The sequence below is a fragment of the Agrobacterium larrymoorei genome (genome assembly GCF_005145045.1).
GTDB lineage: Bacteria > Pseudomonadota > Alphaproteobacteria > Rhizobiales > Rhizobiaceae > Agrobacterium > Agrobacterium larrymoorei.
In genome coordinates this window covers 191,426-212,975 of the sequence record NZ_CP039693.1, presented here as the reverse complement: position 1 = coordinate 212,975, position 21,550 = coordinate 191,426, and the positions used below count along the sequence as shown (strand labels likewise).

Genomic DNA, 21,550 nt, shown 5'->3' with positions numbered 1-21,550 from the left:
ATGACCTCAGAGCTCAAAACGATCAGGGGCATTGCTGTGCTCGTCGCATTCATCGCTGTGTCGTTCCAGCCCGCGATTGCGCAGGAGGGTTCGGTCCTAACGGCCCTCCAGGACGAAATCACTACTGCCGCCAAGGGTTGGGAGACCACCGTCATGGATGCGGCAAGATCGCTATTCTGGATTCTCGCAGGGATCGAAATCGGTATCGCCGCAGTCTGGCTGGCGCTTCAGGCCGCGTCACTCGATAGCTGGTTTGCTGAACTGGTCAGGCGCACCATGTTCGTGGGCTTCTTTGCATTCGTTCTCGCGCAGGGTCCGACCTTCGCGAAGGCGGTCGTCGATAGCCTGTTTCAGATCGGCGCTGGTGGAGGCACGGCTTCGCCAGCCGACGTGTTCAATGCAGGTTTGACCGTTGCAACCAAGATGTCCGAGAAAGTTCAATTCGGCCTGTTCGAGGACAATGCGCTCGCCATCTCGGCGGCCTTCGCGATGGTCGTAACGGTGATCGCATTCTCCCTCGTTGCCGCGATATTTGTATCGGTGATGGCGGAAATGTATCTCGGTCTGCTCGCGGGAATGATAATGTATCTCGGTCTGCTCGCGGGAATGATCATGCTCGGATTAGGAGGCTCGTCCTTCACTAAGGACTTCGCCATTCGTTACCTCATCTATGCGTTCTCGGTCGGCATGAAGCTCATGGCTCTGGTCATGATTTCCCGGATCGGCTCCGAGGTCCTGATCGGCCTTGCGAACCGGCCCGACGTGGGGGACCAGTTTCAGACAGCATTGGCGATCGCCGGAATCGCGGTCGTGGTCTTCATTATCGCCATGTATGTGCCGAACATCATCCAAGGCGTCGTTCAAGGGGCATCGGTCACAGGTGGCATGGAAACCATCCGCCACGGGGGGCAGGCCGCATCATTTGCTCTTGGAGCAGCTTCACTAGCCGGCGGCGCCGTCGGAGCCGGCGCCGCGGCTGCTCAGTCAGCTCGCGCAGCAGGCTCCTCATTTGCCGGTGCAGCGCTTCGCGGCATGGGCGCCGGGATCGGGTCCGCTGGAAAGGCTGCCGGCTCGGCTGCCAAGGAAAAGGCGATCGGTTCGCCCGGAGCCTATGCCGGTTCGATCATGGGGCTCGCCAACGCCAAGCTCGACCAGAGCCGCACGGGACAAAGTGGTGCCAAAACGCCGCTAGAACGAAACGACAAGTAATCATCAGAAAGGCGACAAGCGATGGCAGCAAACCGGCCACCCGACAGCCCTTACCTTGCCGCGCGGCAGGAATGGACGGAACGATATGGATCCTACGTCCAGGCGGCGCGCGCTTGGCGGATCGTCGGCATTCTCGGACTTGCGATGGCCGTGATCGGCTTCACCTATGCCATGTATCTCAGCACGCAGGTCAAGCTCGTGCCCTACATCGTCGAGGTCGACAAGCTCGGCACGTCAGTGACGGCTGGCTTCCCCCAGCAGATCGAGTATGCCGATGCCCGCGTTGTCCGCGCGACACTCGGCAACTTCATCACCAGCCTCAAGTCGATCACACCGGATGCGGTGGTGCAGAAGCAGTACATCGACCGGACCTACGCGCTTCTCAGGACCTCCGATCCTTCGACCCAAAAGGTCAATGCCTGGTTCCGCGGCAATTCGCCCTTCGAAAAGGCGAAGACGTCGACGGTTGCCATCGAGGTCAATAACATTGTCGCGTTATCCAACCAGACTTACCAGATCGACTGGACCGAATATGAACGCGACCGCAAGGGCAAGGAAACCGGTACACGCCGGTTCCGCGGCATCGCGACGGTCGCGCTAACGGCACCACAGGACGAGGCGATCATCCGCCTCAATCCGATCGGTCTTTATGTTCAGGATTTCGACTGGACCGCACAGCTTTAAGGGCAGAGGAATTCACATGCACAAAACAGGATTAATCGCGGCCGCCGGCTGCATGGCCGGACTCATCCTTGCGGATTGCGCAGTCGCTCAGAGCATGACATCGAACGAGGTGAAGGGGACCAACATCTCCCAAAAATGGCGGGGGACACCTGGTCTGGTGACGACTGGTCCAGACGGCAAAGTCGTCTTTCTGTTCGGCGAGACCCAGCCCTCCGTTGTGTGCTCACCGCTTCAAGTATGCGATATCGAGCTGCAAGGCGGCGAGATCGTCCGCGATGTGCTTGTCGGTGACACGGTTCGCTGGAAAGTCGAGCCGGCGACGTCGGGGGCGACCGGTGGGCAGGCGATCCACCTGATCGTCAAGCCATCGGAGGCTGGCCTCGTCACATCGATGGTTGTTACGACCTCGCGGCGAACCTATCATATTCAACTCAAATCCCATCGCAGCCAGTACATGGCCCGCATCGGTTTCGAGTATCCGGAGGATGTGTCGACCAAGCTGGCCGACATCAATGCCCGGTTTGAGACCGGAGGCATACCAGGGAACGCCCCCGACAAGCTGAACTTCTCCTACTCGATCAGTGGTAGTGCCTCATGGCGGCCGAAGCGCGTCTATTCCGACGGCGCCAAGACCTACATCCAGTTTCCTCGGTCCATCTCCGGACAGGACGCGCCGGTGCTGTTCGTCGTCAGCGGTGGCCAGAACCGCGTCGTCAACTATCGCATGAAGAACGACATGATGATCGTCGACTACGCGATCGACAAGGGCGTGCTCGTCTCCGGTGTTGGCTGGCGCCAGCAGAAAATCACGATTCGACTGGGAGGCTGACCGATGAGAAAGACACTTGTCGCCATTGTCATTACTGCGTTTCTTTCCGGTTGTCAGACTGCGGATGAAACGCTGACCTCCAGTTCCACCCCGATTGCCGTCACTGGCGCCACCGCCAGCGCCATCGCCGCCGATATGGCAAGCCGCCTTGCCGAACAGGTTGGCCCGGCCGGCACAACGATCATCAAAATGGACAAGGACACCTCCGAGTACGCCGCCGCGCTCGAGTCAGCGCTGAAAGGATGGGGATACACTGTCATCGCCGACGGCAAGATCGGCAAGGATCAGAAACCTGTCGAGATCGCGTGGTCGGTCGACAGCTTCGAGGGACACGTCCTGGCGCGTGTCAGCACGCCGGCCATTGCGCTCGGGCGCGCCTACACGGCGACTTCAGCCGGAGCGACGCCGGCAAGTGCGCTCTCGATCATGCAACGAAACTGAGGGGGAGGGGAGATCATGGTTCAATCGCTCCAGCTCGGCACGACGGGCAACGCTGACGATCAACAGAGTATGCGACGCCTCAATCGCCTGCCAATCATCGTCACGATCGTCATCATCGTTCTGTTTTTCGGAGTCGTGATCATCGGCCTGTCGTGGCGCGGTCTCTCCTTCAACCGTGGAAATGAGCTCGACAGCACCTCGGCGTCTCCGGCAACAACATTTGGCGATCAGCTGAAGCGAGGCGTGTCGGACGGGATCATAGGCGAGCCGGAACAACGCGAAGTGTTCCAGCCGACGCCAGTCATTGTCGAGCGGGAGCCGGTGAGAGAACCGGTCGTGGAGCGGCAGAGTGAGGTGCGAACGGAACGACGATCGCACCTCGAACCCGAAGCCGAGTGGAAGGCGCGGCTGAAGCGGGAACAGGACGAGCAAATCCTCCGCGAAGCGCAGCGTCAGAGGATGGCAAGCCTCCAGGCTCGGGCAACAGCCCTCGATTCCCCTCTCAAGGTCGACGTCTCCGAGGTGCCGAAGAGCGCCTCCGAAATCAGGGCCGACGCCCACCAATCGCTCAATTCCAAGACGAACAGTGCATCCGATCTCTACAGCGCTGCGATGCAGTCCGGTTTGCTAGGACAAAACGTCGATCAGAACGGGCAGACCTCGAAAGAGGACTTTTTCAATCAGGACATCAAGGATCTTGGTTACCTGCCGAACCAGGTCGTTACGCAGCTTTCTCCGTATGAGTTGAAGCGAGGATCCGTCATTCCAGCCACGCTGATTACGGGCTTGAACTCCGACCTTCCGGGCAGGATTTCGGCGCAGGTCAGCCAGAACGTCTATGATAGCGCCACAGGCTATCGGCTGCTTATACCTCAGGGGGCGAAGCTTTTTGGCCGCTACGATTCCAAGGTGTCGTTCGGGCAGGAGCGCGTGCTAGTGGTGTGGACTGACCTGATCTTCCCGAACGGGTCGACACTTCAAATCGGCGGCATGTCCGGCACGGATGCCGAAGGGTATGGCGGCTTCAAGGACAAGGTCGATCGCCACCTCTGGCGCACGTTTGGTTCTGCGGCGCTTGTCGCTATCATCGGCACAGGGATCGATATGTCGATGCCGGAGAGTTCGACGCTGGCCACGCAGGACACGGCTTCAGATGCGGCGCGCCGGAACTTCGCTGAAAGCTTCGGTAGGGTGGCCGAGCAGACAATATCAAAGAACCTAAATGATCAGCCAACCATCAGGATCAGGCCAGGCTACAAATTTAACGTACTTGTCGATCAAGATATCATATTTCCGGCCGCTTATCGAAGCTAGCCGACAGAAACTTTTCGCGCATAAGAGGATTCTAATACTGAGATACAGATAAAATACAATCTTGCGTAGGAAATATCATTGATCGATAATCAACATCAGACTGCTACTAGTGGGCCTCGCTTCGCATTGGAAGCTTGAATACGCTGAGTAGAAAAGCTTCATCAATTGGGACTGCAACTTAGTCGCGGTCTCACCCTTATTCTCAAGGAGGCGATGAAATTGAACCAATGGTTTGAGCGTTTGATCGAACAGATTACACTGACCCACGATGAAGTCGCAGCAAGGAGGACCTTGGAAGGATTGAGTAAAGAGGCGGGTTTCCGCGCTTATGCCTATCTCAACCTCCAGGCGGGAACGCAGACAGTAATCTCAAATTATCACGAAGATTGGCAGCATCGTTATATTGACAAGTCTTTGGCGCGCATCGATCCGGTCGTGCGCAACGCCCGCAGTCATTTTGAAGCGTTCGCATGGTCGGCCGAGACATCTTTAAAGATAAGCAAGGAACGGCGTCACTTTTACAGCGAGGCGGCGGAATTTGGTATTCGTTCTGGCATCACGGTCCCGATAAGGACCGGGTTCGGCAGAATTGCAATGTTTACCTTGGCATCCGACGACACAAAGTTGCCGGAGGGGCTCACGCTGAACCCGGTGCTCGCCGCTTCAGCCGTCGCACAACTACATTCAAGACTTCGATGCCTTGGGGCAAAACCGACCTACCATACTCCGATCCGGATGAAGCCTGCAGAACTGACATGTCTACGCTGGTCGGCCGAGGGTAAATCAATGAAAGCAATCGCCGTCATAGAAGACATGAGCTACGCGAATGTGGCGTTCTTCCTTCGAAATGCCAAGTCGGCGCTTGGAGCAACGAGCTTGCCGCAAGCGACTGCCATGGCGAAGGAGTTTGGTCTGATCTAATTTTTATCAGTGTGCCTTGGAACTCGGCATTTCCGGAATATATCCGAGTATATCGAGCAACGTCGAAACAACTGTTTGCTGAGCGTGGACTGCGATCATCGCAGCGATATAGGCCCGAGTTGCGTCACCGTCGGGCTCGGTTTCAAACTCCGGGTGAACTTGCGCCTCCAGCATTACGGCATCGTCGCGCAAGCGACGATATTTCTCGATCTCGCGCACGACGTGGAGTTCTATTTCTGAAGGCGGCTGAGCACTCATCAAACCGATGAGAGGTCGCAGGACTATTTTTGTTTCAGACAAGGGACCATCGATGTTTGTGTCGTTTAACCTCGATCACTTATCGGCTCCTCTATAGCAGTGTAAACCTTCTTGAGCACTTTATCGATTTGCCATAACCGCCGGATGACATCACTTACATACTATAGTTGATAAACTTAAACTATGTAAATGTCGATCTTGATCGCATGGATATGCGCAGATTGGTCGGCCGAAATTTTGCCCGCCTTCGTCGGGAAAAGGGCCTGACGCAGGAGGACATTGAAGCGCGCTCCGGCTTTAGCCAGCAGTATCTGAGCGGGCTAGAGAGGGGAAAGCGAAACCCATCGATAGTCACACTATATGAGATAGCCCAAGCTTTGGGCGTCAGCCATGTCGAGCTCGTCATGCCTGATCGGGAAAACTGAATCTGCGCAGCGTAACCGGTTTGGGGCCAAAGCTTTCATTGATTTTACAGCAAATGGATCTCACTCTTCACAAACGCCCCTAGAACCATTATATGTTCTTCGCAAGGAGAATAATAATGGTTCAGATGTCGCGTGCCTATACGCCTGCCGAAGCAGCTGCCGTCAGCGGGATTGCCGTGAAGTCGGTACACAACGCAATCGACAAGCGAATAATAGCCAGACGTTTCGAGGAGGATGAGGGACGAGCACTTTCCGACGATGACTTGCTTCGGCTCAAGCTCTGGTACGGGGTCGGCTCGATCCTGTCGGCTGAACGCCGTCAGAGGCTCTTCGACACGATAGACCAGAACCCAAGCGCCGACACCGTACGAGCAGACGATTATCTGATCGTTGACGTTGCCCGTGCGCGCGAGCAGCTTGCAGATCGTGCGGAAGCTCTTAGCGAAGCGGAACGAGTTATCGAATCCGTGAAGGGCGTCCTTGGCGGCGAACCGGTTTTTACCAAAACACGTGTTCCTGTCAGAGCGGTTGCTGCCATGAGGGCCCAGGGAGCCAGCACCGAGGAGATTGTCGAGGGGTATCCGTCGCTTACTATGCGTATGGTCGAACTCGCGGAGATCTGGGCTGCGGCTCACCCGGCACGGGGTCGGCCCCGCAAACTGTCCGACGGTGGTGCGACCGTGAAATCGTCCAAGCGGCTCTTACTTCCGAAGGCCGCCAACAGTTCGTCAGGCATCTGATATAGTGAAGTTCCTGATTGATGAATGCTTGCACACGTCTCTCGTGGCCGTTGCTCAGAATAACGGCCACGATGGCTTCCACGTGAACTGGTTAGGATTGAGCGGAGAAAAAGATTGGGATCTCATGCCGCGTATCGTGGCTCAGGACTATACGTTCGTCACCAACAACGCGCGCGATTTCAGGAAGCTCTATAGCAGCGAGGAAATCCACGCCGGCTTGATCATCATCGTGCCTCAAGTCGTCCCGGCACTGCAGCGAGAGCTGTTCACACTCATCCTCGAGGAGGTTGCCGAGGGCGAGGAATTGCTGAACGAGGTGATCGAGGTCGGCATCGAGGGCGATGAGGCCATTCTTACCCGCTATTCTCTCCCACCGAACTGAGATCGGCGTACATGCGCTCGTGCCGCGGGACGCGCACCGTGCCGCCCGCTATTTCTGCCCCCCGATCCTTGTCAGGTCGATCCGGATACCGGCGTGATCGGGTTTGATTGGAGTTTCCTCCAACATCTCATCAGTTTCGTCGTCTGCGACGTCGGCAGCGTCGTCACTTTCGACCACTGACCGCTGCACGACCGCTCCACCTGGATCCTCCGCTTGGAACACGCTCTCGCCCTCGAACTTTCCGGTTTGCCAGGCGTGGACCGCATCGTCGAAGAGCTGCGGAAAGACCTCCTCGCTTGTCGGGTTGCCATACCATTTGGCGACGATACGAAGGATCTTGCCGAACATCGCAGTGCCCGTCCGCAGATTGGCGCAGGGATCGACGAGATCGACCTTCAGTTCCGACGCGTCCTTCAACCCTATGCCCGCGGGGATCTGAGTCAAACCGACCCGCACAATAGAGCCCCCGATGTTCTCACGTACAATCTCGATCGCTTCCTCGGGCGTTTTCGGTTTGGACACGAGGATTAGACGGCCGCCAGATTTGACGGTAATGGCAAGCGGATCTTCTGAGCCGACCGCCTGAACGAACTGTTCGACGATTGCCGGCTTCAACGATGGGTCGGCACATTCCTTGATCAGCGCAGCTTCCAGCATACGACCTCCAAAACTTACGTGTTGAATGAGATGATGAGAGGCAGGTCGAACAGGCGGGCCCAGGCCTCACTGCTCGCCCGCTGAATGGCAATGATCGATGTTCCCGCGGTCCACCAGCCGTTTCCGACTGCGACGATGGCGTCGGGTCGGTGGAACGCCGATTGCAGGATTGGCCAGACGAGAAGCTGCTCGTAGCAGATCAGTGGCGCCACACTCAGGTCACCGACATCGACGACGGGATTGGCAAAGAAATGTGCCCGCGCACCGCCGCTATCGCCAACCCAGGCTCGCCACGGCTGCCACATCGTTCCAGGGACCGGCATCCGCTCTCGATAAATAATAGTATTTCCATCAGCCGATATCTTCACGAGCACATTGTCATAGCCTTGGCTGTCAATGGTGGCCGCTCCCGAGATCACGGTGATGCCCGTATCCGTGAGGGCTCTTTGCCAGACGCGAGCAGCCGTCGGCGTCCAAAAGCCGAGAGCGCTCTCAGGTAATACCACTGTAGTGCCGGGCGGGTGGCGTTGGGCAATGCCAATAAGCTCCTGTTGCCACTTGAGGCCAGCCTCACGCCCGAGCGATGCGCCCATTTCAAGGTCGACACCTTTCCACGACGCAGGTAGGGTCAGCGGCGTCCACTCAGCGGCGGACCAGAGCCATAAGCCTGTCATCGCCATGGCTGCAGCCGGCCGATATCGCGTCGTCATGACGATTAACCCGGCTGCCATTGCGCCCAGACCCCACCATCCGCAGCCGGGAAACAGAACGCCCGCGGCAGTAATCGGATGCGCCCATCCCAGAATGCCGAACGGTGGGATCGCCATGCCAAAGCAAGCAGCAATGTATCGGAGCGCCTTTCGCCATCCGTTGCGAGCGGTCCAGAGCAGGGAATGGACGGTCACGAATGCGGAGGAGGCGACCAGCCAGAGTAAGAGACCGGGCCAGATTTCCGATGAATAGAAGTTCGCCACTCCCTGCGGCAGACCACGCGATGCCACGAGGAAGTAGGCAGCAGAGACCGCTGTTGCCTGCAGACGCGTCTGTGCCAAGGACCAAAGCATGGGGAAGGTGGCAGCGACGGGCAAGAGAAGCACATCACCGCTCCAGCCAATACACCCAGCGCTTGTCGATAGCGCGACGAGGACACCCGTTCGGAAAAGCTCACGGAGCATAGGTCCAGACCTCTCGGGCCAGTCCAAGGATCCCATCCATCGGCAGAGGACCGAAGTAACGACTATCGAACGACGAAGGAAACTCGGAATGCAAGAATACCGTGCCGGGCGGAACGACACCCCCGTCGTACCGCTCCATCTCACGCCCATGGCCGTCCACCCTCGCAACACGGGAGTGGGGCACCTGTCGACCATCGACGCGAACGTCATCAGCTGTCTCGATCGCCTGTCCGGATGTTGCCACCACCGTTTTGATCAGTGGAGCGACCCAACCGTCACAGAGGCCGAAGCGTAGATATCCACGCGTCCGCGCCTCACGCATCGCGTCGGTGTCCGGCGGGCAAATAAAGACAAGATCGCCGACCAGGATCGGGCGATCGGGCTTGACGATCCGCCAGATGCCCAGCGGTTCGCTCGGTGTGACATTGACCCTAAGGCCCTGACCGCCGAGCAGTACGATAAAGCCAAGAGCGAACAGGCTGACGCTGGAGATCCGATAGAACCACACGAGCCGTTTCATGCGCCGTAGCACTCTATATCGACGGCGCATTTTCATTTGAGGGTCAGTCCTTGGGACCTCGTTTGGCGCAGTGCCTCAGCCTGTTTGAGCGCCGTGACGCTGCGCTCGTGAGCCGACAATTGCTGCACCGTCCGCATCGTAGTCCAGGCCTGTTGCACCTCGCTCTTCTGCGCGGCATTCATACCGGCCGTGACGCGCTGGAATGCCTCGCCATTGGTGTCCTTCGCTGCAAGCGGAAGTAGGGTCCTATCTCCGAAACGTTCCGTAATCGCCTTGGCAAAACCCTCCAGTTCAGCCTTCACCATCTTGTCAGCGAGCGCATATTCGAGACCCGAGGGTAGATCATTCCTGTCGATGGCGTCACGTACCCGTTCAAGCACGCTCTTCGCATTGGCAGAAAGGGCTGGGATCTCCAGAGCGACTTGTCTACGGACAGCGAGTTCCTGTGCATGGTTACGGCGTTCGGCTTCGCCACGCTGACGCAGATAATCCCTGATGCTGTCGGCGAGCGGCGCGACATTCTTCAGCGCACGATCCCTATCCAGTTTGTCGGCACGACTTGCGAGCAGACCGGTCTTGCCCTTGAGAGCACCGAAGGATTGAGGCTCGCCGACAATCCTGGCGATCGTCTTTTTCGCAGCTGCCTGGTCGATTAGCATCGCGTCGACATTCGCCGCCTTGAATGCTGCTTCCGGCTGCGCGTAGACATGTTTGAAGCGCATCGAGACTTCGTCCCATTGCTTCTTGAGCGCCGGGTCAGCCGCCAGCTTGTCCTCGACTGCCTGCTCGATCGATCTCGGGAAGGTGGTGATACCGGCCACCATGGGCTTGGTCTCCTTTGCTGCATTAGGAAAGGTGTTGGCCGTCGATGTTGCAAAACCGAGCTTGGCGCCAAAGGCCGCAAGCCGGGCGGCGAGATTGACGAGTTTCTGTTTCTGTCGGACGGTCCAGGCGAGCCGGTCCTTCGAGATCGTGCGCGCCACATTCATGAGATGCAGACCACGCGCCCCTGCAAATCGCAGCGCGGCCCGATAGGACGATGCGCCCTCATAATCGAGGGTCGTTTCCTTCGATCCATCGCGGGCCAGCCGCTCCTTAAGTCGCTCTATCGCCAGGTCCGCGACGTGAATAATTCTCCAGGTGTTGCGCTCGGCCGTCGTGCCATCCGGCAATGTTACCGTTTCCGATCCATCGTGCTTGAGACCGATGCGATCGCCAATATCAGGCCGAGCCTCCTCGATGGCTCGCTTGAGATCGACACCCCAGATCGTGCTTTGCTGTCCGTCACTATGTTCGAGCGTCACGAAATAGCTGTCGCGGCTTCCGGGTTTGTGCTCGTAGGGCGCCACACCATGGTCGACGAGTCTTCCGCCGCGCCGGCTGGTGAACTCTTCCACGCCGACATGGAGCTCGGCTGCCTCGCGATGGCGGGTCATCGCAACGTATATAAGGTGACGGTCGAGCGTGCTGGAGGCAAGGACTTTGACACGGTCGACGGTTGCGCCCTGGGACTTGTGGATCGTGGTCGCATAGCCATGATCGATATTGGCGTAGAACCGCTGTTCTACGATGACCTGTGTGCGGTTTTCTCCATCGCCGATCTCGGCCACGATGCGACCGGGTGCGGCATCAAGGACTTTGGCCAGCATGCCATTCTTGACGCCAAGGCTGCCCTCGTTCTTCAGGAAGACGATCTGGTCGCCGGCGGCAAATCGACGTGGGCCGTCCTGGGTATTGAACGCAAAACCTTCGCCGACAATGCAGCGCTCGACGAGCCTGCCACGCGCCAGCTCGTTCAGTTCGCGCACGTCACGACGACGGTGTGCGAGGATGAGCGTGGTCTTGTCGGGATCGTAATCCCGGTTCCAGCTCTCGATTAGTCCTACAATCGCGTCCTGCCTCGTCCAGCCGGTTTGTACCAACCCAGCCTGCTCATAGGCATTCAGGGCGAGCGACACGTTTCCACGGGCTAGGTCGAGTGAAGCATCCCGCATCCACTGATCTTTCTGGCGGTAGATCGTCTCCAGCTCGGCATAGCCGACCCGATCTGTCATGGCCCGAAATGCGGCGCCGGCCTCGATTGGCTGCAACTGATCGGGATCGCCGATCAGGACGAGCTTGGCGCCGGCCTTCGCCACCGCTTCGACAAAGAACGCCAGCTGGCGAGACGACACCATGCCCGCCTCGTCGATAACGAAAACCGTCTCGTCATCGAGGTGGTCACGCTCCTTCTCCCAGCGCAATTCCCAAGACGAAAGCGTGCGCGAGACAATGCCGCCTTCCTTCTCCAGGCCCTCCGCGGCCTTGCCGGCCAGTGCCGCACCGACAACGCGATAGCCAGCCGCTTCCCAGACCTCCCGGGCGGCCTTCATCATCGTGGTCTTGCCAGCACCGGCACGGCCGATGACAGCAGCGATCCCGGCGTCGCCAGCGACATGTTCGATCGCCGTCTTCTGCTCGTCGGACAGACGATCGTGCCGCGCAAATGTCGCCTCGATTACAGCCTTGCGAACGCTGTGCGAGGACCGGTGCGAGAGCCAGATTGCACGCTTGGCCATCTCGGCTTCCAGCCTGATCAACTCGCGCGTCGTGTACTTTGCCGATGTCAGGGTCCCTGTCGCAAAGTCCACCCGCTCGCGCTCAAGACGGAGGGTCTCCGGGCTCTGCAGGATGCGCGCCTTCAGACTTTGGAAGAGGCCCGCATCGTCGATATAACGATGCAGAATTTTTGCGACATCGCGCTCGTCGAACACGCTCTTTTCCCGCGTGATAAGGTCAAGTACGATCTCCGGATTGCGCTGGATACGGCGGGCGTTCTCCGCCCGCCGCTCTTCCTGTAACTCCAGCCGTTCGAGCGCTGCACTCTCCTCGCCACCCTCCGCCTTCCTCTCGATCGCCTTCGTGCCGACGCCAAGATGGATGGTTGGTTTCAGGTCGATGCCCTGCTTCTCGAAGGACCGGCCATCGACCCGGATATCGAGGCCCGCAAGCGTGAGATGCCGGTTCTGGCAGGCGAACCATCCGTCGCGAAACGCATTGAAGTTTTCGAGGCCACCGGCCCAAAGCTCGTAGACGATCTTGCCGCTATCGTTGCGAAGTGATTGGCCATCTGGTCCGGTTACAGCGACTTTCTTCGGCCCAAACCCGTCGTCGGCCAGCGGCCGCAACGTTGTCATCAGATGGATATGCGGATTGCCAGGTGCGTCGTGGAAAACCCAGTCAGCCACCATGCCATGAGCTGTGATGTGGCTAGCCACAAAGTCCCTGACGAGTTCGACGTTTTGTTCGGCCGACAGCTCTATCGGCAGGGCGATGGTGATGTCCTTTGCGAGCTGCGCATCCGACCGCTTCTCAAACTCTTCGACCTTGTTCCACAAAGCTTCCGAGGCTCCTGAGACGGACCGATCGGCAATCATCGATTGCAGCCATTCCGGCGCATCGGCCGGAATGGCAATCTCCTCGTGCAGCAGACCCTGCTTGCGGGTGTAATCGATCGTGCGCGCTTCACGCTCATAGTCCATCTTGGCGCAATGCCGATACGCCGCCGACAGCACCGCACTACGGCCGGAGCCGCGTGCAACGATGCTGACTGAGAAATGCGGCACGGCCATTGGCAGACAGGGTCCTTCGATCAAACAAAATCAACAAGTTCGTTTGGAGCGGGAGGCCCCACCGGGGCCCAGAAGCAAAGCGTCGCATCAGCGACGTATAATTGCGCCCTTCGGATCCGTCCTTGCGAACGGACGGGATGATGCTCGAAAGCGTAGGCTCCGCCTACTCGCATTTCTGTTAGTAGATCGGCACGCCGATCTGGAGGACTCTGGATGCGTGAACAATGACATGCACCATCAGAGGACAATCCAGAGATGAAGAAACCTTCCTCCAAGATTCGCGAAGAAATTGCCAAGCTCCAGGAACAGCTCAAGCACGCGGAGACGAGAGAGGCTGAACGTATTGGCCGCGTAGCACTGCGGGCAGGCCTTGGAGAGATCGACATCGAGGAGACTGAGCTTCAGGCGGCGTTCGAGGAACTGGTGAAACGCTTTCGCGGAGGCAAGCCTGTTTCGAGCGGACGGAAAGGGGCAGAAGGCACCGGGACGGGGGACGGGAAATCTGAGGCGAAGGCGCCTGGCGCGGCTTCGGGCAGCGCTGGCGAGGCTTGAGCGGATGAGCAGGAACGCGACCTCCGAAGCCCGGAAGAAAGATACGCGCGACAAGATCGAGCTCGGCGGCCTGATCGTCAAAGCAGGCCTACGCTTCGAGAAGCGAGCGCTTTTGCTTGGCGCCTTGATCGACCTGCAAGAGCGGCTGAAGTCCGACGAAAAAGAGCGAACACGATTGACGGCGATCGGAGCGGAGGCGTTCGGCAATGAAGGCGAATAAGATCGCTCTCGTCATTCTACCTGCGGCCGTGATGGGCGCGGCGGTGTTTGCGCTCACCGGCATCGAGACGTGGCTTGCCGGGTTCGGAAAGACAGATGCGGCAAAGCTCGCCCTTGGACGGGCAGGGGTCGCGGCGCCATACGTCGCGGCTGCGGCCCTCGGCTTGATTTTCCTGTTCGCGACGGCCGGATCAGCCAGTGTCCGTGCCGCGGGCCTGGGTGCCACAATCGGAAACGTGGCAGTCATCCTGACAGCTTGTCTGCGAGAAGGCGTGCGGCTTGCAGCGTTTTTCTCTCAGGTACCGGCGGACAAATCTTCGCTGTCCTATCTCGATCCGTCGACCATGATCGGCGCGGCTACAGCATTGATGTCAGGCTGCTTCGCAATACGCGTGGCGGTAATTGGCAACGGTGCATTTGCGCGGGCTGCACCGAAGCGCATCACTGGCAAACGCGCCCTTCACGGCGAGGCTGACTGGATGAAACTTGCCGAAGCGGAGAAGCTGTTTCCAGGCACTGGCGGTATCGTGGTTGGTGAGCTGTATCGTGTCGACCGCGACGGTGTAGCCGGCGTTTCGTTCCGTGCCGATAACAGCGAAACGTGGGGCGCCGGCGGCAAGTCACCGTTGCTCTGCTTCGATGGCTCATTCGGCTCATCGCACGGCATCATCTTCGCCGGATCGGGCGGCTACAAAACGACCTCGGTGACGATCCCAACAGCGTTGAAGTGGGCCGGATCGCTCATCTTGCTCGACCCCTCCAACGAGGTCGCGCCGATGATCTCGAAACATCGTGAAGACGCGGGGCGGCGGATCAGGATTCTCGATCCGCGCAAACCCGCGACAGGCTTCAACGCCCTTGACTGGGTCGGCCAATATGGCGGCACGAAGGAAGAGGATATCGCCTCGGTCGCGTCATGGATCATGAGCGATAGCGGTCGCGCGAGCGGCGTGCGCGACGATTTCTTTCGTGCCTCGGGACTGCAGCTCCTGACGGCGATCATTGCCGACGTTTGCCTGTCTGGGCATACGCCGACGGAGAAGCAGACGCTTCGCCAGGTTCGCGAAAATTTGTCCGAACCCGAGCCTAAACTGCGACAGCGCCTGCAGGATATCTACGACAACTCGGAATCCGACTTCGTGAAGGAAAACGTCGCCGCCTTCGTCAACATGACGCCGGAAACCTTCTCCGGCGTTTATGCTAATGCCATCAAGGAGACGCACTGGCTGTCATACCAGAACTATGCGGCGCTGGTCTCAGGTTCGACCTTCCGCACCGAGGATATCTCATCGGGCAAAACAGACGTGTTCATCAACATCGACCTTAAAACACTGGAGACCCACGCCGGGCTGGCGCGGGTCGTGATTGGTTCGTTTCTGAACGCGATCTACAATCGCGATGGCGCCATGGAGGGGCGCGCCTTGTTCCTGCTAGATGAGGTCGCCCGCCTTGGCTACATGCGCATTCTGGAGACCGCGCGCGACGCCGGCCGCAAGTACGGCATCACGCTGACAATGATCTATCAGTCGATCGGCCAGATGCGCGAGACCTATGGCGGACGAGACGCGTCTAGCAAGTGGTTCGAGAGCGCGAGCTGGATCAGTTTCGCGGCCATCAACGATCCGGAGACCGCAGACTACATCTCTCGCCGTTGCGGCATGACGACGGTCGAGATCGATCAGGTCAGTAGTAATTTTCAGTGTCGTGGGTCATCACGAACGCGCTCAAAGCAGCTGGCTGCCCGGCCGCTCATACAGCCTCATGAGGTGCTGCGCATGCGGGCGGACGAGCAGATCGTCTTCACAGCAGGCAACCCGCCGCTGCGATGCGGCCGTGCCATCTGGTTCCGGCGGGCCGATATGAAATCATGCGTCACGCAGGGCCGGTTTCAACCTGCTGCGACTGGGGCACCCTCCGAGTAGAGATCAGGCGCGTGATCGCTTTTCCCAAAAAATGCCGCGCGCCTCGTCCCATGTAGTCTTTGAACTCGACTTCGCTCATTTTCTCGTGGCGGGCATCATGGGTCGCACTATTCTGATTATAGGGCGAACTGGTGCTAAAGAATACCATCGTGCCCTTCAGGTACCTAATGAGGCTTCTGGAACCTGCTGGAAGCTTTCTCTCGTGATCGTAACGATACTCGTAAACGTCGGGATGGTCGTACTGAGCAGGAAGAAGCTCGGATAGATAATCGATGTACCCTTGCGACCCGACAACACCTTGGCCCGTCGCCGCGACGGTCTCTGCCTCAAGGGCATTTCTCTGCGGGAGGATCGTCACCCGGATGGGCGAAGACCGCGTGCGAGCTTCGTTCGCTGCAGGCGGATAGAGCCGTACGCCGAAGGCGGACCGCCCAACACTTCAGTTACTTCACTAAAATGAATCGACGGTCGATGACCGATTCAAAACTGTCGTTGGACGCTGGCGAACGAAAACACGATTCTGTCACCATGATCGCGCAACCCTACCAGCTCTATGTGGAACTAACGGACCGGACAAAAAATATGTCCCGCTTCTATGCGATGTCGATTGAGCCAAATCTCTTTGGCGAAACCTGCCTCATGCGGCGTTGGGGTCGGCTCGGTGCAAAGGGCCAGACAATGATCCACCATTTCGAGCGCGAACAGGATGCAGTGAAGCTGTTTCTGGACCTCACCCGCCAGAAACGAAACCGTGGATACTACACCGGCAGCATACGTTGACGCTCTCGAAAAAGGGCTTCCAAACCAATCCCGGCAAATAGTGAATCTGATAAAGCCTGTTTCGCCCATCCGATCGAAGGAATACGCTTTGAAAACCGCCACGTTGTCCGCCCTCGTTATCGCCATCTCTATCGCAACGATGCTGGAGGCACCGTCATCTTACGCAGCTTCCAAGCAGTTGTCCCAATTTCGTAAATGCGTTTCCGGATCTCGGACGAACTGTGTGGTTGACAATGACACGATCTGGATTGCCGGTGAAAAGATCAGGATCGCGGATATCGATACGCCCGAGATCAGCGAACCGAAATGCCGATCCGAACTTGCCCTTGGCAACAAGGCGACCGCCCGCTTGGTCGAGTTGATCAACGCTGGCCCTTTTGAGCTCCGAGCCTGGCCAGGGCGCGACGAAGACCGATACGGCCGAAAGCTTCGGGTCCTTGTGCGCAACGGTCAAAGTCTTGGCGATATGCTTGTCGCCAAAGATTGGCGCGGACTGGAGCGGCCGACGAGAGCCAGGGTGCTGAGGCTTTAAGATCGGCCCGGCGAACCGGGCCGATCTGGCTGTTAGGTCCGCCGGTTCCAATCGGTCTCGAAGTTGACCTCGATCTCGACGAAGAACGGGATCTTGATCGCGATCTTCATGCCGAGCTTGCCCTTGCCGAAGAGGTGACAGATCACCTTGGCGAGTGTGTGAAGCCGGCGGCCGGTGGCTTTGAGGAACTTGGCGAGCTGTTGCATTTGGTTTCTCCTGTCGATTGCGTTTCATCGCGGGGATCAAATGCGGATCGGGAAGGAGTACTGCACCGGGACGGGAGCAGTGCAGCGGAGGACCTGAGGGCGGCTGAATTTTGTGCCGCGAGGAGCCGCAGGCGGGGAAAATTTTGCCGGCATCAGGTTGCGGTAGGACGCACGATCCGCATCATTCCCAATGTCGATGAAATGGGATCGACAAGAAAATTGCGGCGGCTCTGGTCCGAAAACCACAGGCGACTTAAGCCACCTCAGAAAGGCGGCTCGACTTCGACAAGGCCCTCCATCTCGGCAGCAGCGATAGCCAGTTCCGCCTGGGCGACTTCGAGCTCGACCTGGATCTGGCGACGCTCGGAGCCGTCGACAGCGTTGCGCAGCTCGGCCCGCAGTTCTTCGATCTGGATTTCGAGTTCGTAGGTCATCTTCGTCTCCTAGACGTTTGTGAACGATGACCGTCGGGCCCGAGAGGGGATGGCGGGGTCAGGGATCGCGCCAGCGACCGGCAGAGCCGGGGAGTGGGGGAGCCAGTTTGCGGAATCTGCCCCCGAGGGCAGGTGGAGCAAATTGGGGGAACCGCTCATCCTTGAGGCTGGCGTCGCGGCTTGGGACAATCATGGATGCTGAGCAGCTTCCCCGCTCACCGTATGCCACCAAAAAGCCGGACCCGGCTCAATGCCAGATCCGGCTTTGATCTCTCGGCAGGAGGGTGGGCTCAGCCGGTGGCGGAGCCTCGTGGTCCCGATCAGTCGCGGTTCGGGCGGGACCAGATGAGCTGGAGGCCTTCCTCGCCCTCGACCTCGGCAAGCGTTGCGTAGATCGGGGCAGGGAAGCTCGGATCGTCGAGCTTGACCGAGAGGTAGTCACGACCTTGCTCGGAGGTCTTCTGCCATGCGGCGCCGAACTCAACGCTTCCGGCATAGACGCGGAACTGCGGGCCCTTGTCGGAGGGATTTTCAACCCGCGCGACGCGTGCCTTGACGTTGAGAGCGAGCGTGCGAATGGAGCCGGTGAAGCCGTTCTTATCGGAGGTGAAGGTGCCGATGGTAGCCATTGTCGTGTTCCTTTTCGGTGTTCGGGCCGCGCCCATCGCGGCCTCGATGGCAGTCGCAAAGACCGGTGACGATCGGACCGCACCTAATAGGGCCGCAATGCAATGGAGGGCGGCAAGTCGCAGATTTAATAGTGGGCGAGGAGGAGGGCGCAGCCTGCCGGGGTAAGAAATCTGAGCCTTGTCGTTGCGGGAAAACGATCGAGGCGCAGCCGGTCTCCGGTCAGACATACCCCATCGAGCCCGCAGATGGGTTGCCGGAAACTCTGTCGTAAAGGGATATCGCAATGGCGTTCACCGCATTTGCCTATGGGAAGAATGGCAACCCGGCTCATGCTCCGTCTGTCACGTCGTCGGAGCCTGCTTAGGTTGGGGAATGGGGCCCGCGCGAACGTCGTCCGGCTTGCCCGCCATGCCCGATGCGATATCGTCGCGCCCGCGCCCGCTTGCGCTGGGCGCCGCTGTCATAGCCGACCGACTGGGAACGTGATGTGCTCGAGAACCATGGCGAGGCTAAAGACATCACCTTTGTCGTCACTGAGAGGATCGAACCAGCCTCGTCCTTCATGGGTCACAATAAAGATGCTGCCACCGTCCCGGTATTTGACGGCAAGCCGCGTGCTTTCTCGCAAATCGAGTTCGTATCCGGCCCTCTCCAGCACGGCTTCACAACTGCGCTGGCGCGAAGCGCCTCTAATTCTTCTGGTTCATAATTTACCTCGGCCGCATGGCGGCCGTCCCTTCATTTTTCCGCAAAGCGCGGGACACCTCCTTCCCGCCGCGAAGAGCGGAGGGTGCAAGGGCGCAGCGCGCAACTGACAAAAATTGCAGCTATTTGCTGCGGCGCAGCTTCCCTTGCGGCCGACAGGTCGTCAGCGGCAGGAACAGGTGGGTCTCAATGAGACCCGCGAGGGAAGTATTCATGCACGATCTCAAGATCGTCTTCGTCATCGAGTTCGTCGGACGGAAGGACACCGAATTCACTGCCAGATTTGAACAGGGTGGTGGGAACCATCAGATCGTTGCAGAGGAGGAAGGCGTGAGACTGAGCGAGGGAAAGATCATGTGCCATGTTCGGAAACTCCATCGGATGCGGGCCAATTCCCGCTGATGGCTCCCTCGAAGGAACTGGGACGGTCGCGATCACCGCGGAGGCGAAGACGGAGCGGCGGCAGCTAGCTAGCCGACCCCTTGCGGGTTGATCGACGGAGATCCGGCCATGGTCCAGGGCAATAATTCGAAGCGTAATTGCGCAGGATTCGTTGACGCCGCATCCGGTACACGTCCACGCGACTAGGGCTACTGCTACTCCTACTGCCGACGGTCCTGACAAACTGTCATCCTGTCAATATCGCTAGGTAGCGTCGAGACATAGATACTTGTCTAAAGGCGGAGTGAGGCATTGATAACCGAGTTTTTGGACGGGGCAGCCATCGCTTAAAAAGGCCAAGAGGCGTGACACATGATTAGTCTGGTAGAGTTTTCCGCCTTACTTGAACGCGCTGGACTTGAACTTGACGAAAATCAGTCTGAGGCTGCACGTCAATCCTACGCAAATCTCCGCCTCCTGACTGCATTGGTACGAACACCACGCAATCGAAGTGTCGAGCCGTCCTGTTCATTCCGCGTGTTTGGATCAACCACGCTCATAGGCGAGGTGATCGAGTAACCGCGGGGTCTGATGGATGTCCAATTTGTGGGAACTTGGGATCTCGGGGATTGCGCGGCTAATTGCCGGAAGGCAGATTTCACCCGTCGAGGCCGTCGATTATTTCCTTACACGCGCCACTGCAATGAATCTGCACTTGAATTGTTTTATAAGCGTTGAGCAGGATCGTGCGCGCATCGAGGCCCGTATCGCTGAGGCCGAAATCATGAACGGACAATACAAAGGCGCCCTACATGGCATTCCCTACGCTGTGAAGGACATCATTGATGTCGCAGGCCTGCCAACCACGAATAATTCCCGCCTTACACTTGGTGGCGCGGCCACATCTGACGCGTCAATCGTGGCAAGGCTACGCGCAGCTGGCGCTATCTTGCTGGGTAAGGCTGAGACACAGGAATTCGCAATGGGCGGCCCGGATTTCAGCCTGCCGTTCGGGCCTGCCCGAAATCCGTGGGATCTCACGCGCTTCACCGGAGGTTCCTCAAGCGGATCCGCTGCAGCTGTCGGTTCGGGAGCTGTACCGCTTGCGATAGGAACTGACACGGGTGGATCAATAAGAACACCGTCCGCCTATTGCGGCATTGTGGGAATGAAACCGACCTATGGTAGGATCAGCCGTCGCGGAGTGACGCCGCAGGCCTACTCCATGGACACGGTTGGCCCCATGACGTGGTCTGTCGAGGACAATGCAATGGCACTGGAGGTTTTAGCTGGTCATGACCCAGATGACCCATCCACAGTCCAGATCCCGGTACCGCGATGGGCGCAGGCAACGTCTCTCGGCGTCCGTGGCCTGAAGATAGGGCTCCTGCGCAGTTTCCACGAGGAGGAGCCTGACGTTTTTTCGGATGAATGCGTCACCATATTTGAAGAAGCTGCCAGACTTTTAAAAGAAGCCGGTGCAACGACCATGGAAGTTCGGCTGTCGCCCCTGCGTCATTATTTTGCAGCCCAACGCGTCATTATGTACAGCGAGGCAGCAGCTGTCCACGAAAACGACTTCCGATGTCATCTTCATCTCTACGGACCCTACGCTATCGAACGGTTTATGCCGGGATACCTACTAACAGCGACTGATTATATCCAGGCATGCCGTCGAAGGGGAGAACTGATGAGAGAACTCGCGGAAGCTTTTTCCTCTGTTGACCTGCTTCTGGTTATCGGCGCACTCGGGGTCGCTCCACCCTTCCATGACGTGGCGAGAAACTCACTCGCAAACGGAACCCCGTCCGCCAACGCAGCCTTCAATCTGACAGGGTCACCATCCATGAGCGTCCCGGCAGGCCTCAGCGCCAACGGCTTACCACTCTCGGTTCAGATTGTCGGGCGGAATTTCGACGAGTTCAGTATTTATCGAGCTGCTCAGGTGATTGAGAATGAATTGGGCTGCCGGACGATTCGACCACAGACAATCGCCGCGCTGGCAGAAAAAACTGGTTAAGAA

At 58.5% G+C, this 21,550-nt stretch carries 25 protein-coding genes; 16 read left to right on the top strand and 9 right to left on the bottom strand.

Translation table 11 applies throughout. From position 1 onward, the window contains the following. The 6 genes from trbL (at nt 1) to CFBP5473_RS22070 (ending at nt 5,398) form a co-directional block, all read left to right on the top strand. Complete coding sequence (gene trbL, locus CFBP5473_RS22095) at nt 1-1,209, top strand: P-type conjugative transfer protein TrbL (protein WP_027674838.1); 1,209 nt, start codon at nt 1-3, stop codon at nt 1,207-1,209. 21 nt (nt 1,210-1,230) lie between these two features. Next, nucleotides 1,231-1,893 (top strand): conjugal transfer protein TrbF, encoded by a 663-nt coding sequence (locus CFBP5473_RS22090; RefSeq protein WP_027674837.1) that lies wholly within the window; start codon nt 1,231-1,233, stop codon nt 1,891-1,893. A gap of 16 nt (nt 1,894-1,909) precedes the next feature. Beyond that, nucleotides 1,910-2,722, top strand: coding sequence for a P-type conjugative transfer protein TrbG (trbG, locus tag CFBP5473_RS22085; protein ID WP_027674836.1), 813 nt, complete (start codon nt 1,910-1,912; stop codon nt 2,720-2,722). Nucleotides 2,723-2,725: 3 nt separating this feature from the next. Continuing rightward, on the top strand, nt 2,726-3,163 hold the full coding sequence (gene trbH / locus CFBP5473_RS22080) for a conjugal transfer protein TrbH (RefSeq protein ID WP_027674835.1): 438 nt from the start codon (nt 2,726-2,728) through the stop codon (nt 3,161-3,163). A gap of 15 nt (nt 3,164-3,178) precedes the next feature. Beyond that, on the top strand, nt 3,179-4,477 hold the full coding sequence (gene trbI / locus CFBP5473_RS22075; protein WP_027674834.1) for an IncP-type conjugal transfer protein TrbI: 1,299 nt from the start codon (nt 3,179-3,181) through the stop codon (nt 4,475-4,477). Between the two features lie 213 nt (nt 4,478-4,690). Beyond that, entirely contained in the window at nt 4,691-5,398 is a 708-nt protein-coding gene (locus CFBP5473_RS22070; RefSeq protein WP_037170882.1) for an autoinducer binding domain-containing protein, read from the top strand. Between the two features lie 6 nt (nt 5,399-5,404). Here CFBP5473_RS22070 and CFBP5473_RS22065 read toward each other — a convergent pair whose 3' ends face one another. After that, entirely contained in the window at nt 5,405-5,698 is a 294-nt protein-coding gene (locus tag CFBP5473_RS22065; RefSeq protein WP_136954429.1) for a transcriptional repressor TraM, read from the bottom strand. A gap of 164 nt (nt 5,699-5,862) precedes the next feature. Here CFBP5473_RS22065 and CFBP5473_RS22060 point away from each other — a divergent pair, with 164 nt between their 5' ends. The 3 genes from CFBP5473_RS22060 to CFBP5473_RS22050 all read left to right on the top strand — a co-directional run bounded on the left by CFBP5473_RS22060 (nt 5,863) and on the right by CFBP5473_RS22050 (nt 7,203). Further along, complete coding sequence (locus tag CFBP5473_RS22060; RefSeq protein ID WP_027674831.1) at nt 5,863-6,081, top strand: helix-turn-helix domain-containing protein; 219 nt, start codon at nt 5,863-5,865, stop codon at nt 6,079-6,081. A gap of 116 nt (nt 6,082-6,197) precedes the next feature. After that, nucleotides 6,198-6,821, top strand: coding sequence for a DUF433 domain-containing protein (locus tag CFBP5473_RS22055; RefSeq protein WP_027674830.1), 624 nt, complete (start codon nt 6,198-6,200; stop codon nt 6,819-6,821). Between the two features lie 4 nt (nt 6,822-6,825). Next, nucleotides 6,826-7,203, top strand: a complete 378-nt coding sequence (locus CFBP5473_RS22050) for a DUF5615 family PIN-like protein (protein ID WP_027674829.1) — start codon at nt 6,826-6,828, stop codon at nt 7,201-7,203. Nucleotides 7,204-7,251: 48 nt separating this feature from the next. Here CFBP5473_RS22050 and CFBP5473_RS22045 read toward each other — a convergent pair whose 3' ends face one another. From CFBP5473_RS22045 to traA, 4 genes are read right to left on the bottom strand one after another with little or no spacing between them, the layout of a single operon-like run. Continuing rightward, nucleotides 7,252-7,860, bottom strand: a complete 609-nt coding sequence (locus CFBP5473_RS22045; protein ID WP_027674828.1) for a TraH family protein — start codon at nt 7,858-7,860, stop codon at nt 7,252-7,254. A gap of 14 nt (nt 7,861-7,874) precedes the next feature. Further along, nucleotides 7,875-9,035 (bottom strand): conjugal transfer protein TraB, encoded by a 1,161-nt coding sequence (locus tag CFBP5473_RS22040; RefSeq protein ID WP_027674827.1) that lies wholly within the window; start codon nt 9,033-9,035, stop codon nt 7,875-7,877. Further along, the gene (gene traF / locus CFBP5473_RS22035; protein WP_027674826.1) at nt 9,025-9,555 is read right to left on the bottom strand and encodes a conjugative transfer signal peptidase TraF; all 531 of its coding nucleotides are present in this window, start codon (nt 9,553-9,555) and stop codon (nt 9,025-9,027) included. Before traF ends, CFBP5473_RS22040 begins: the two co-directional genes overlap by 11 nt. 32 nt (nt 9,556-9,587) lie before the next feature. Continuing rightward, on the bottom strand, nt 9,588-13,166 hold the full coding sequence (gene traA, locus CFBP5473_RS22030; RefSeq protein WP_027674825.1) for a Ti-type conjugative transfer relaxase TraA: 3,579 nt from the start codon (nt 13,164-13,166) through the stop codon (nt 9,588-9,590). 255 nt (nt 13,167-13,421) lie between these two features. On the opposite strand from traA, the gene traC reads away from it, so the two are divergent. The 5 genes from traC (at nt 13,422) to CFBP5473_RS22005 (ending at nt 17,171) form a co-directional block, all read left to right on the top strand. Further along, nucleotides 13,422-13,718 carry a conjugal transfer protein TraC gene (traC, locus tag CFBP5473_RS22025; protein WP_027674824.1) on the top strand — a complete coding sequence of 99 codons (297 nt, stop codon included), beginning with the start codon at nt 13,422-13,424 and terminating at the stop codon, nt 13,716-13,718. Between the two features lie 4 nt (nt 13,719-13,722). Beyond that, nucleotides 13,723-13,938, top strand: a complete 216-nt coding sequence (gene traD / locus CFBP5473_RS22020; protein ID WP_027674823.1) for a type IV conjugative transfer system coupling protein TraD — start codon at nt 13,723-13,725, stop codon at nt 13,936-13,938. Beyond that, entirely contained in the window at nt 13,925-15,859 is a 1,935-nt protein-coding gene (traG, locus tag CFBP5473_RS22015; RefSeq protein WP_027674822.1) for a Ti-type conjugative transfer system protein TraG, read from the top strand. Before traD ends, traG begins: the two co-directional genes overlap by 14 nt. A gap of 471 nt (nt 15,860-16,330) precedes the next feature. Next, entirely contained in the window at nt 16,331-16,639 is a 309-nt protein-coding gene (locus tag CFBP5473_RS22010; protein WP_234881918.1) for a WGR domain-containing protein, read from the top strand. Nucleotides 16,640-16,862: 223 nt separating this feature from the next. Next, nucleotides 16,863-17,171, top strand: a complete 309-nt coding sequence (locus tag CFBP5473_RS22005) for a thermonuclease family protein (RefSeq protein ID WP_413228993.1) — start codon at nt 16,863-16,865, stop codon at nt 17,169-17,171. A gap of 32 nt (nt 17,172-17,203) precedes the next feature. Here the strand turns inward: CFBP5473_RS22005 and CFBP5473_RS25150 are convergent, their stop codons facing one another. From CFBP5473_RS25150 to CFBP5473_RS22000, 3 genes are all read right to left on the bottom strand, one after another. Further along, nucleotides 17,204-17,377, bottom strand: coding sequence for a hypothetical protein (locus CFBP5473_RS25150; protein ID WP_169696914.1), 174 nt, complete (start codon nt 17,375-17,377; stop codon nt 17,204-17,206). Nucleotides 17,378-17,640: 263 nt separating this feature from the next. Then, on the bottom strand, nt 17,641-17,811 hold the full coding sequence (locus CFBP5473_RS25145) for a hypothetical protein (protein ID WP_169696913.1): 171 nt from the start codon (nt 17,809-17,811) through the stop codon (nt 17,641-17,643). Between the two features lie 320 nt (nt 17,812-18,131). Then, nucleotides 18,132-18,440, bottom strand: coding sequence for a DUF736 domain-containing protein (locus CFBP5473_RS22000; RefSeq protein WP_027674819.1), 309 nt, complete (start codon nt 18,438-18,440; stop codon nt 18,132-18,134). A gap of 488 nt (nt 18,441-18,928) precedes the next feature. On the opposite strand from CFBP5473_RS22000, the gene CFBP5473_RS25755 reads away from it, so the two are divergent. Then, entirely contained in the window at nt 18,929-19,150 is a 222-nt protein-coding gene (locus CFBP5473_RS25755) for a hypothetical protein (RefSeq protein ID WP_136954428.1), read from the top strand. A gap of 182 nt (nt 19,151-19,332) precedes the next feature. On the opposite strand, the gene CFBP5473_RS25140 is transcribed toward CFBP5473_RS25755, so the two are convergent. Beyond that, a complete protein-coding gene (locus tag CFBP5473_RS25140; RefSeq protein WP_169696912.1) occupies nt 19,333-19,509 on the bottom strand; it encodes a hypothetical protein in 177 nt (58 codons plus the stop codon). Between the two features lie 613 nt (nt 19,510-20,122). On the opposite strand from CFBP5473_RS25140, the gene CFBP5473_RS21990 reads away from it, so the two are divergent. Next, a complete protein-coding gene (locus CFBP5473_RS21990) occupies nt 20,123-21,547 on the top strand; it encodes an amidase (protein WP_051441226.1) in 1,425 nt (474 codons plus the stop codon). The last annotated feature ends 3 nt before the right edge of the window (nt 21,548-21,550 follow it).